Source organism: Brachybacterium sp. SYSU DS0246, from assembly GCF_059391765.1.
Genome location: NZ_JBZXYT010000054.1, coordinates 1 through 11,464 on the forward strand (window position 1 = coordinate 1; position 11,464 = coordinate 11,464).

Sequence of the window (11,464 nt, forward strand, 5' to 3'; positions counted from 1 at the left end):
GCGGTCAGGACTCCCTCGAAGGGACTCCCGACACCTCGTACAAGTACCTGATCATGCCGATGCGGATCTGAGGGCGGGAGTGGTCTCTCCGTGCAGCTGACCGCTCTCGACCTCACGGACTACCGCTCCTACCCGCGGCTCACCCTGCCGGTGCATCCGGGCATCACGGTGATGGTCGGCCAGAACGGCCAGGGCAAGACGAACATCGTCGAAGCCGTGTGGTACCTGGCGACCCTCTCCAGCCACCGCGTGCCGCACGACGCGGCACTGGTGCGCCGCGGGGAATCGACCGCGATCATCCGCGCCACCTTCCAGCGTGCCGGTCGCCCGCTGCAGGTCGACCTCGAGATCACCCCGGGCAGGGCGAACCGCGCCCGGCTGCAGGGCCAGAACGTCTCCCGCCTGCGCGACCTGCTCGGCGAGGTGCGGGCCGTGCTCTTCGCGCCCGAGGACCTGGGCCTGGTCAAGGCCGATCCCGAGGGCCGGCGACGCTTCCTGGACGAGCTGCTGTTCGTCATCGCCCCCCGCTACGCCTCGGTCAAGGCCGACTACGACCGTGTGCTCAAGCAGCGCAGCAACCTGCTCAAGCAGATGCGTTCCCTGCGCCGCGGCAGCAGCGCCAATCCCGTCGGCGGCCTGGACCCATCCGAGACGGCCGCCTCCACCCTCGAGGTGTGGGACCAGCAGCTCGCCCGCCTCGGCGCGGATCTGCTGCGCGCCCGGCTCCACCTGGTCAACCGCCTCCGCCCCCACCTGGGCTACTCCTACCTGCGGGTCGCCACGGACGAAGGCGCCGAAGAGGCCCTCGACCTCCCGCCCGACCAGCGTGGGGACGTCGATTCCCCGGCCGACGTGGCCTACCGCTCCACCGCACTGGACGAGCTCGGGGCCGCGCCGGGACAGCTGCCCAGCACCCGCGAGATCCACGACGTGCTGCTGGATCTGCTCGCCCGCCGCCACGACGAGGAGATCGACCGCGGCGTCACGCTCAGCGGGCCGCATCGCGACGACCTCGAGATCCGGCTGCACGACTTCCCCGCCAAGGGCTATGCCAGCCACGGCGAGTCCTGGTCCCTGGCCCTCGCCCTGCGACTGGCCTCCTACGATCTGCTGCGGCTCGAGGAGGGCGACCTCGGGGACGGTGAACCGATCCTCATCCTCGACGACGTCTTCAGCGAGCTCGACACCCGCCGCCGCGACCGCTTGGGGCGGATCGTCACCCACGCGTCGCAGGTGCTGATCACCACCGCGAACGACAGTGACATCCCCGCGTCCCTGGACGGCGAGATCCACGTCGTCGACGTCAGCCTGGGAGCGGCCGTGCCCCGCGAGGACGGGAGCCGGCCATGACCCCGCGTCCCGGCGGCGACCCAGGCAGCGACGGTCCCTCCCGGCCGCGCCTCGCCAATCCCTACGACCTCTCCACCTGGACCGGTCGCACCGACGGCGCGCGTCCCGGCCCCTCAGCCGGACAGGCACTGCCGGCTCCACCGGAGGAATCGGGCCGCGGCTCACGGGCGACGGCCCCGAGCGGGTCGGCCCGGTCGCGCCGCGAGGGCAGCACCGGCCCGGACGCGGCCTTCGGGGCGGGCGCCCCTGGTGGTCCCGGCGACGGTGACGGCACGGTGGGCGCGGACGAGACCGAGGAGCTGTACGACCCCCCGGACCTCGCCGCCGTGGCCGACCCCTTCGAACTGGCCCGCCGCACGGTCAACCGCTCGCGGGCCGCGGCGCGGGACCGGGGCCTGTTCCCCATCTCGGCGAAGACCCAGGCACGAGATGTGCGCGACCGATCCGGCAGCGCGCCCGGCTACTCGGGCGCCCGGCCGGACCCCCGGGACCCCCAGAGCATCGAGACCGTGCTGCGCAAAGTGCTGGGGAACCTGGGCTGGAACGCGGGGATGAGCGCCGGGCGCGTGCTGGAGGAATGGGACGACATCGTGGGCGAACGGATCAGCACCCACTGCCGCCCCGTCAGCTTCGAGGACGGCGTGCTCGTGGTCAGCGCCTCCTCCTCCGCCTGGGCATCCCAGCTGCGGATGCTCTCACCCCAGCTGATCACGACCATCGAGGAGCACATCGGCGCCCACGTGATCTCCGAGCTGCGGGTCACGGGCCCGGCCGCGGCCGAGCGCAGCTGGAAGAAGGGCCGGCGCACTGTCACCTGGCGCGGACCCCGCGACACCTACGGGTGAGACGCGCCTCGGCCCCGCCACGGCGGGCCACCGACTGCTAGCGTGGGCTCCGACGAGCTGGAAAGCTCGCGTGCACTGGGGTCGGTGAAATTCCGAGCCGGCGGTGACAGTCCGCGACCCGATGGCCTTCGGCCCTCGGTTGACCAGGTGGAACTCCTGGACCGACGGTCAGAGTCCGGATGGGAAGCGCACGCGACGTCGTCCTCCGGACGGCCCTGGCCGCGCACTCTCCGTGCGCCGGCAGCGGCACCCCGGAGTGACGCCGCCTCCGTGACCCCTCCCTCACTCCGGACCGCGAGCGACGCGGACCGGAGGAGAGAGCATGCTGAACACGCATGAGCGCGACGCCCTGCGCCGCGCCTTGGAGATCGCGGCGGATCCTGGCGTCCCCCTCGGCCCCAATCCCCGCGTCGGCTGCGTCCTGCTGACCCCGGACGGCACGGTCCTCGCCGAAGGCCACCACCGCGGGGCCGGCACGGCCCACGCCGAAGCCGACGCCCTCGCCGGCGCTCGCCGTGAGGGAAGGGGATCGCCGGCCGGGGCGACGGCCGTCGTCACGCTCGAGCCCTGCACCCACGTCGGCCGCACCGATCCGTGCGCGGACGCGCTGATCGCCGCCGGCATCGCCCGGGTCGTCATCGCCCGCCGGGATCCGAACCCCGTGGCCGCCGGCGGGATCGAGACGCTGCGCGCCGCAGGGATCGAGGTCGAGGACGAGGTCCCGGAGGATCTCGCGGCGCGGGCGGCCGCCCTGAACCGCGGCTGGGAGCACGGCTTGCGGCACGGCCGCCCCCTGGTCACCGCGAAGATCGCCCTCACCCTGGACGGCAGGGCTGCCGCGGCCGACGGCAGCAGCCGCTGGATCACCGGCGAGACCGCCCGGCAGGAGGTCCACCGCCTCCGCGCCACCTGCGACACCGTGCTGATCGGTACCGGCACCGCGCGCGCGGACCATCCGACCCTCACCGCCCGCCGGGGCGACGGCACGCTCCTGCCCCGGCAGCCGCACCGGGCCGTCATGGGCACCAGCGACCACCCGCCGCTGCCGGCCCTGGACGGAGCCGGCCCCGAGATCCCGCTGCGCACCCGGGATCCCTCCAGCGCCCTCACCGATCTTTTCGAGCGCGGGCAACGCCACGTGCTGCTCGAGGGCGGGCCCACTCTCACCGCCGCCTTCCTCGCCGCCGGCACGGTCGACGAACTCATCGTCCACCTCGCCCCGACCCTGCTCGGCGCCGGCCCCGCCGGGATCGGTGACCTCGGCATCACCACGATCGCCGACCGCCTCGACCTCGACCTCGTCACCACCGAGCCACTGACCTCACCCGACGGGCGCACCGACCTCCAGCTGACCCTGCGCCCCCGCACCACCCGACCCTGACCCGAAGGGAACCCACCATGTTCACAGGCCTCATCGAGGAGCTGGGGACGGTCGACGCCGTCATCCCGCCCGACCAGTCCCATCCCGACCAGCCCCGGCCCGACGGGACCGGGCCCGACCACGGCACCGTCCGGCTGCGGATCCGCTCGCCCCACGTCCTCGAGGACGTCGCCCTCGGCGACTCGATCGCCGTCAGCGGCTGCTGCCTGACCGTCGCGGACATCGACGGCGAGATCTGGACCGCCGACGTCATCCCCACCACCCTCGCCGCCACCACCCTCGCGGGTCTCAGCGCCGGCGACCGCGTGAACCTCGAGCGCTCGTTGCGCGCCGACGGGCGCCTGGGCGGGCACATCGTCCAGGGCCATGTCGACCGGGTCGGGGAGGTTCTGGGCCGGGAGGAGGGCCAGGGCGGGACGCTGCTGCGCCTGAGCACCCCGGGCCTGGATCGCTACCTCGTGGAGAAGGGCTCGCTCACCGTGGACGGGGTGAGCCTCACCGTCGCCGCGCTCGAGGACGGCCTGGTCACCATCGCGCTGATCCCCGAGACCCTCGAGCGCACCACGCTCGGCCTGCGCCGCGTGGGCGACCGGGTCAACCTGGAGGTCGACGTGCTCGCGAAGTACGTCGAGAAGCTGACGGTCGGCGCACTGGCCGGAGCGGAGACCGGACGATGAGCACGCTGCGACTGGACCCGATACCCCGCGCGATCGACGACATCGCGGCCGGCCGGCCGGTGATCGTGATCGACGACGAGGACCGCGAGAACGAGGGCGACCTGATCCTCGCCGCGAGCGCCGCGACCCCGGAGCTGCTGGCCTTCGCCGTGCGGTACTCCAGCGGTCTGCTCTGCGCGCCCGTGAGCGCCGCCCGGGCCGACGCCCTCGAGCTGCCGCTGATGGTCGCCTCCAACGCCGATCCGCTGCGCACCGCGTACACGGTCAGCGTCGACGCCCACGAGGGCGTCACCACCGGCATCAGCGCCGCCGACCGGGCCCGCACCCTGCAGGTGCTGGCCTCCCCGCGGTCCGGCCCCGGCGATCTGATCCGACCGGGACACGTCTTCCCCCTGCGAGCCCGCGACGGCGGCGTGCTCGAACGGCGCGGCCACACCGAGGCCGCGGTGGACCTCACGCGCCTGGCGGGCCTGCCGGACGTCGGGATGATCGTCGAACTCGTCCACGACGACGGCAGCATGATGCGCGGGCCCGCCCTGCGCGCGTTCGCCGACGAGCACGGCCTGGCCATGATCTCGATCGAGGCCCTCGTCGAGCACCGGCGGACCCACGACGCTCCGGCGTTCGCGGAGTCTCCGGAGCTGCCGGCCGCGCCCGTCCCGCAGGTGAGGCACGAGCCGCTGGAGGTCACGGCGCCGGTCGAGCTGCCGACGAGATACGGCCGGTTCCGTGCGCTCGCCGTCCGCGAGGGCTCGGCAGAGCACCTGGTCCTCGTGCGCGGCGAGGTCACCACGCCCGGGCCGGTGCTGACGCGGGTCCACTCCGAGTGCGTCACCGGGGACATCCTGGGCAGCCGGCGCTGCGACTGCGGTCCCCAGCTCGAGGAGTCGCTCGCCCGCATCGATGCCGCCGGTCGGGGGGTGCTGATCCTGCTCCGCGGCCATGAGGGCCGCGGCATCGGGCTGCTGGAGAAGCTGCGCGCCTATGCGCTCCAGGAGCACGGCCGCGACACCGTCGACGCCAACCTCGATCTCGGCCTCCCGGTCGACTCCCGATCCTTCACGATCGTCCCGCAGATCCTCGACCACCTCGGCGTCGGCGCGATCGAGCTGCTCACCCAGAACCCGGCGAAGGCCGACGCGCTGCGCGCCGGAGGCATCGAGGTCACGGGCACGGTGGACCTGACCACCCACGCCACCCCCGAGAACCTCGCGTACCTGACCACCAAACGCGACCGGCTGGGCCATCACCTCGTCGGCCTGCCACCGATCACCTCCGCCGGCCTCCCCCGCGAGGCCGGCACCGCACCGAACGGAGAGAGACCATGAGCGGATCCGGAAGCCCCACCGCGGAGATCCCCCACCTGCCCGGCGCCCGCGTCGCCCTCGTCGCGGCCTCCTGGCACGACCAGGTGATGGACGGTCTGATCGCCGGCGCCCTGCGCGCCTGCGCCGAGGCTCAGCTGCCCGATCCGGCCGTGCTCCGCGTCCCCGGCAGCATGGAGCTGGCCGTGGTCGCGGACCGCCTGGCCCGCACCCACGACGTCGTCGTCGCCCTCGGCGTCGTCATCCGCGGCGGGACCCCGCACTTCGACTACGTCTGCCGGGCGGCGACCGACGGACTCTCCCGGGTCAGCCTCGACCACGGGATCCCTGTGGGCTTCGGCCTCCTGACCTGCGATGATGAGCAGCAGGCGCTGGATCGTGCGGGTCTGCCCGGATCCGGTGAGGACAAGGGATACGAGGCCGCCTCGGCGGCTCTGGTCACGGCCGGAGTGCTCGGGCGGATCCCGTCGGCCGCGGGCGGGAGGAGCTGAGCAGCCGCGGGGACCGGCCGGCGCGGACGCATCGGATCCTCAGATTCGCCTGTGCCGCGCCCGGACCCCGGGCGACGTACCGGTCCCCGTCGGCCGGTCCGTCGGCGCCTTGCAGAGCCCTTCGCGCGACGCGTGGCACCGATTCTGCGTCACGTTGTCCACACGACGGAGTGGCGTAATAGGTCCAGACGGCGTTTTCCGGTAGAATCGAGCAGGTTCGGCCGACGTCCTCCGACGTCCTCGTGGACTCATGCCGTCGGCTCGGCCGCTGTGGCCTACGGGTCCCCGTACGCGCGTGCGCGCGCGGGAGCTCCGTGGGCCGCCTGTGTGCTGAGCCGGACCCATGGGCCGCGGCGCACTGCCGAACTCCCCTCGGCGCACTCCGGGCCGAGGGACCCAGGACTGCGAGGAGCCACACCAGGTGAGCGACAGCGACCGACCCATGCCCGACCAGGACGCGCCCCAGAGCATCCCGGACCCGTCGTCCGGAACCAGCGAGGAGACCGCCGCCGCCCCGGTGCCCGGGTCCGCCGGCGAACGGGCCGCCCACGCTCCCGAGCACTACGAGGCCTCGGACATCACCGTCCTCGAGGGCCTCGAGGCGGTCCGCAAGCGCCCGGGCATGTACATCGGCTCCACCGGTGAGCGCGGACTGCACCACATGGTCCAGGAGATCGTCGACAACTCCGTGGACGAGGCGATGGCCGGCCACGGCGACGCCATCGAGGTGACGCTGCTGGCCGACGGCGGCGTCCGCGTCGTCGACCACGCCCGCGGCATCCCCGTGGACATGCACCCCACCGAGGGGAAGCCCGCGGTGGAGCTGGTGCTGACCGTGCTGCACGCCGGCGGCAAGTTCGGCGGCGGCGGCTACGCGGTCTCCGGCGGCCTGCACGGCGTGGGCTCCTCCGTGGTCAACGCCCTGTCCTCGCGCATGGAGGTCGAGATCCGCCGCCAGGGCCACGTGTGGCGCCAGGCCTACCGGCGCGGCGTCCCCGAGGGCCCGCTGGACAAGGGCGAGGAGACCGAGGAGACCGGCACCACCATCACCTTCTGGGCCGATGACGAGATCTTCGACGAGACCGTCTACGACTTCGAGACCCTGCGCAAGCGGTTCCAGCAGATGGCGTTCCTGAACAAGGGACTGCGGATCACGCTGACCGACGAGCGTCCCTCCGAGGACGATCAGGACGGCGAGGACGACATCGTCGACGTCGAGCTCGCGGCCGAGGGCGCCGGCACGGAGACCGGGCCGCACTCGGTCACCTACCTCTACGAGCGCGGCCTGCAGGACTTCGTCGAGTTCATCAACACGGCGAAGAAGGCCGAGGTGATCCACCCCGACATCATCTCCTTCGAGTCCGAGGACACCGAGGCGCACATCTCCGTCGAGGTGGCCATGCAGTGGACGGGTGCCTACTCGGAGTCCGTGCACACCTACGCCAACACGATCAACACCCACGAGGGCGGCACCCACGAGGAGGGCTTCCGCAGCTCGCTGACCTCGATCGTGAACCGCTACGGGCGCGCACAGGGCCTGCTCAAGGAGAAGGACGCCAACCTCACCGGCGAGGACATCCGCGAGGGCCTGACCGCGGTGATCTCGGTGAAGCTGGGCGAGCCCCAGTTCGAGGGCCAGACCAAGACCAAGCTGGGCAACACCATCGCCCGCACCTTCATGGTCAAGGTGATGACCGACCAGCTCCAGGACTGGTTCGTCTCCCACCCGCAGGAGGCCAAGGCCATCGTCATGAAGGGCCAGGCGGCCGCCGCCGCCCGCGAGGCGGCCCGCAAGGCCCGCGACGCCACCCGCCGCAAGTCGCCGCTGGAGTCCGGCGGCATGCCCGGCAAGCTCAAGGACTGCGCCTCCCGCAATCCTGCGGAGTCGGAGATCTTCATCGTCGAGGGCGACTCGGCCGGCGGCTCCGCGGTCTCGGGCCGCGAGCCCTACAACCAGGCGATCCTGCCGATCCGCGGCAAGATCCTGAACGTGGAGAAGGCCCGGCTGGACCGCGCGCTCGACAACGCGGAGGTCCGCTCGCTGATCACCGCCTTCGGCACCGGCATCGGCGAGGACTTCGACGCCACCAAGCTGCGGTACCACAAGATCATCCTCATGGCCGACGCCGACGTGGACGGCCAGCACATCGTCACCCTGCTGCTGACGCTGCTGTTTAGGTACATGCGCCCGCTGATCGAGCTCGGCCACGTGTTCGTCGCCATGCCGCCGCTGTACCGCCTGAAGTGGTCCAACGCCCCGCACGAGTACGTCTTCAGCGACGACGAGCGCGACGAGCGCCTCGAGGCCGGCCGCGCCGCCGGCCGCCGGATCCCCAAGGACAACGGCATCCAGCGGTACAAGGGCCTCGGCGAGATGGACTGGAAGGAGCTCCAGACCACCACCATGGACACCAACTCGCGCACCCTGAAGCAGGTCACCGTCGACGAGGCCGCCGACGTGGACACCATTTTCTCCGTCCTGATGGGCGACGACGTCGAGTCCCGGCGCCGCTTCATCCAGGAGAACGCCAAGGACGTCCGCTTCCTCGACATCTGAGGGCTCCCCGGGGCCGCGCACGGCCCGGCCCGAGCGCCCCCGGGAACGCCCACGACCCTCGGCCCCACCCGAAAGGCCTTCCACGCCATGAGTGACACTCCGCAGGACCCCAACAGCCCCGACGAGACCACGCCCCAGGACCCCGGCACCGGGCCCGCCGACGAGGCGACCCCGGATCCCGAGGCGCCCTCGCTGCCCGGCGGCATCGTCGGCCCCTCCACCCCGGAGGGCGCCAAGGAGGTCTCGCAGTCCGAGGCGGCCGATCGCACGGTCACCCTCGTCGATCCGCTGGATGAGAACGAGGTCGACCGCATCACCCAGGTCGACCTGAACCAGGAGATGCAGCACTCCTACCTCGACTACGCGATGAGCGTGATCGTCTCCCGCGCGCTGCCGGACGTGCGCGACGGCCTCAAGCCCGTCCACCGCCGCATCGTCTACGCGATGTACGACGGCGGCTACCGTCCCGACCGCTCCTTCTCGAAGTGCGCGAAGGTCGTCGGCGACGTGATGGGCAACTACCACCCCCACGGCGACAGCGCGATCTACGACGCCATGGTGCGCCTGGTCCAGCCGTGGGCGATGCGGTACCCGCTGATCCTGGGACAGGGCAACTTCGGCTCCGCGGGCGATGACGGTGCGGCCGCTCCCCGGTACACCGAGTGCAAGATGGCGCCCCTGGCGATGGAGCTGGTGCGGGACATCGACCAGGACACGGTCGATACCCAGGGCAACTACGACAACACCATCGACGAGCCCGTCGTGCTCCCGGCCCGCTTCCCGAACCTGCTGGTCAACGGTTCTGCCGGGATCGCGGTGGGCATGGCCACCAACATCCCCCCGCACAACCTGCGCGAGGTCGCGGGGGCCGTCCAGTGGTACCTCAGGAACTACGAGGCCACCAAGCCCGAACTGCTCGAGGCCTGCCTCGAGCACATCAAGGGGCCCGATTTCCCCAATGGCGCCACGATCGTCGGCACCAAGGGCATCGAGGACGTCTACCGCACCGGTCGCGGCTCCATCACCCAGCGCGCCGTGGTCTCCACCGAGGAGATCAATGGCCGCATGTGCCTCGTGGTGACCGAGCTGCCGTACCAGGTCAACCCCGACAATCTCGCCCGCAAGATCGCCGAGATGGTCAAGCTGGGCAAGATCCAGGGCATCGCCGACATCACCGACGAGACCTCGGGCCGCACCGGCCAGCGCCTGGTCATCACCCTCAAGCGCGACGCGGTCGCCAAGGTGGTGCTGAACAACCTCTACAAGCACACCCAGCTGCAGGAGAACTTCTCCGCGAACATGCTGGCCCTGGCCGGCAATGTGCCCCGCACCCTGTCGATCGACTCGTTCGTCCGTGAGTGGACCAAGCACCAGATCGACGTCATCGTGCGCCGCACGCAGTACCGGCTGCGCAAGGCCGAGGAGCAGATTCACATCTACCGCGGCTATCTCCGCGCCCTGGACGCGCTGGACGAGGTCATCGCGCTGATCCGCCGCTCCCCGGACGCCGACGAGGCACGCACCGGGCTGATGGAGCTGCTGGAGATCGACGAGCTCCAGACCAACGCGATCCTGGCGATGCAGCTGCGCCGCCTGGCCGCCCTGGAGCGCCAGAAGATCATCGAGGAGCACGACCGGCTGCAGGCCCTGATCGAGGAGTACAACGCGATCCTGGCCTCCCCCCAGCGCCAGCGCGACATCGTCTCCGAGGAGCTGTCCGAGATCGTCGACAAGTACGGCGACGACCGCCGCACCCAGATCCTCCCGTTCGACACCGACATGTCGATGGAGGACCTGATCCCTGAGGAGGACGTGGTCGTCACCATCACCCGCGGCGGCTACGTCAAGCGCACCCGCGCCGACCAGTACCGCGCCCAGAAGCGCGGCGGCAAGGGAGTGCGCGGGGCCTCGCTGCGCGCGGACGACGTGGTCGAGCACTTCTTCACCACCACCACCCACCGCTGGCTGCTGTTCTTCACCAACCAGGGGCGGGTCTACCGCGCCAAGGGCTACGAGCTGCCCGAGGCCCCGCGGGACGCCAAGGGCCAGCACGTGGCGAACCTGCTCGCCTTCCAGCCCGACGAGAAGATCGCCTCGGTCCTGACGATCGATACCTACGAGGATGCCCAGTACCTGGTGCTGGCCACCCGTTCGGGGCTGGTCAAGAAGACTCCGATGCCGGCGTTCGACTCCAACCGCACCGGCGGCATCATCGCCATCAACCTCCGCGACATCGACGGCCCGGACGGGCCCGAGCCGGACCGGCTGATCGCCGCCCGCGCGGTCGACAGCGAGGACCATCTGCTGCTGGTCTCCCGCAACGGGCAGTCCGTGCGGTTCCCGGCCGGTGACGACGTGCTGCGCCCGATGGGCCGCGCCACCTCCGGCGTGACCGGCATGAAGTTCCGTCACGACGACCAGCTGCTGGCCATGGACGTCGTCCGGCCCGGCCAGTACGTGGTCACCGTGACCGAGGGCGGCTACGCCAAGCGCACCAGCATCGACGAGTACCGCGTCCAGGGCCGCGGCGGTCTGGGCATCCGGGTCGCCAAGCTGCCCGACGACCGGGGCCACCTCGTCGGCGCCGCCGCCGTGGAGGAGTCCGACGAGCTGCTCGTGGTCATGGAGCGCGGCCGCGTGGTCCGCTCCCGCGTCGCCGAGGTGCCGGCCAAGGGCCGCACCACCATGGGCGTCGTCTTCGCCAAGCCCGACAAGGGCGATCAGATCCTGCTGGTCACCGCCAGCCCCGAGTCCGAGGTGGACGAGGAGCTGGCCGAGGTCGCGGAGACCCCGGACCTCGACGAGGGCGCGGCGGCAGAAGGCGGGGATGCTGTGGAG

At 71.7% G+C, this 11,464-nt stretch carries 8 protein-coding genes and 1 riboswitch; all 8 genes read left to right on the forward strand.

Features of this window, described 5'->3' with window-relative positions; genetic code table 11:
* Positions 1 to 90 precede the first annotated feature (90 nt).
* Complete coding sequence (gene recF / locus AC5020_RS16655; protein ID WP_377017941.1) at positions 91 to 1,350, forward strand: DNA replication/repair protein RecF; 1,260 nt, start codon at positions 91 to 93, stop codon at positions 1,348 to 1,350.
* Positions 1,347 to 2,195: a DciA family protein gene (locus tag AC5020_RS16660; RefSeq protein ID WP_464989105.1), complete on the forward strand. Its 849-nt coding sequence runs from the start codon at positions 1,347 to 1,349 to the stop codon at positions 2,193 to 2,195. Before recF ends, AC5020_RS16660 begins: the two co-directional genes overlap by 4 nt.
* A 66-nt stretch (positions 2,196 to 2,261) precedes the next feature.
* A riboswitch (FMN riboswitch) is annotated at positions 2,262 to 2,391 on the forward strand.
* Positions 2,392 to 2,517: 126 nt separating this feature from the next.
* Positions 2,518 to 3,576, forward strand: a complete 1,059-nt coding sequence (ribD, locus tag AC5020_RS16665) for a bifunctional diaminohydroxyphosphoribosylaminopyrimidine deaminase/5-amino-6-(5-phosphoribosylamino)uracil reductase RibD (protein WP_464989106.1) — start codon at positions 2,518 to 2,520, stop codon at positions 3,574 to 3,576.
* Positions 3,577 to 3,593: 17 nt separating this feature from the next.
* Positions 3,594 to 4,253: a riboflavin synthase gene (locus AC5020_RS16670; RefSeq protein WP_464989107.1), complete on the forward strand. Its 660-nt coding sequence runs from the start codon at positions 3,594 to 3,596 to the stop codon at positions 4,251 to 4,253.
* The gene (gene ribB, locus AC5020_RS16675) at positions 4,250 to 5,581 is read left to right on the forward strand and encodes a 3,4-dihydroxy-2-butanone-4-phosphate synthase (RefSeq protein ID WP_464989108.1); all 1,332 of its coding nucleotides are present in this window, start codon (positions 4,250 to 4,252) and stop codon (positions 5,579 to 5,581) included. The genes AC5020_RS16670 and ribB overlap by 4 nt, the downstream gene beginning before the upstream one ends.
* Positions 5,578 to 6,069: a 6,7-dimethyl-8-ribityllumazine synthase gene (gene ribH / locus AC5020_RS16680; RefSeq protein WP_377017951.1), complete on the forward strand. Its 492-nt coding sequence runs from the start codon at positions 5,578 to 5,580 to the stop codon at positions 6,067 to 6,069. The genes ribB and ribH overlap by 4 nt, the downstream gene beginning before the upstream one ends.
* A 442-nt stretch (positions 6,070 to 6,511) precedes the next feature.
* The gene (gene gyrB, locus AC5020_RS16685; RefSeq protein ID WP_377792621.1) at positions 6,512 to 8,626 is read left to right on the forward strand and encodes a DNA topoisomerase (ATP-hydrolyzing) subunit B; all 2,115 of its coding nucleotides are present in this window, start codon (positions 6,512 to 6,514) and stop codon (positions 8,624 to 8,626) included.
* An 87-nt stretch (positions 8,627 to 8,713) separates the two neighbouring features.
* Positions 8,714 to 11,464: DNA gyrase subunit A (gyrA, locus tag AC5020_RS16690; RefSeq protein ID WP_464989109.1), on the forward strand; the 2,751-nt coding region annotated here is incomplete at its 3' end.

Bases quoted from the DNA above. Each gene is read 5' to 3' on its own strand.
- AC5020_RS16670 (WP_464989107.1), top strand. From the start codon at position 3,594: ATGTTCACAGGCCTCATCGAGGAGCTGGGGACGGTCGACGCCGTCATC.
- ribH (WP_377017951.1), top strand. From the start codon at position 5,578: ATGAGCGGATCCGGAAGCCCCACCGCGGAGATCCCCCACCTGCCCGGC.
- AC5020_RS16660 (WP_464989105.1), top strand. From the start codon at position 1,347: ATGACCCCGCGTCCCGGCGGCGACCCAGGCAGCGACGGTCCCTCCCGG.
- ribB (WP_464989108.1), top strand. From the start codon at position 4,250: ATGAGCACGCTGCGACTGGACCCGATACCCCGCGCGATCGACGACATC.
- ribD (WP_464989106.1), top strand. From the start codon at position 2,518: ATGCTGAACACGCATGAGCGCGACGCCCTGCGCCGCGCCTTGGAGATC.
- gyrB (WP_377792621.1), top strand. From the start codon at position 6,512: ATGCCCGACCAGGACGCGCCCCAGAGCATCCCGGACCCGTCGTCCGGA.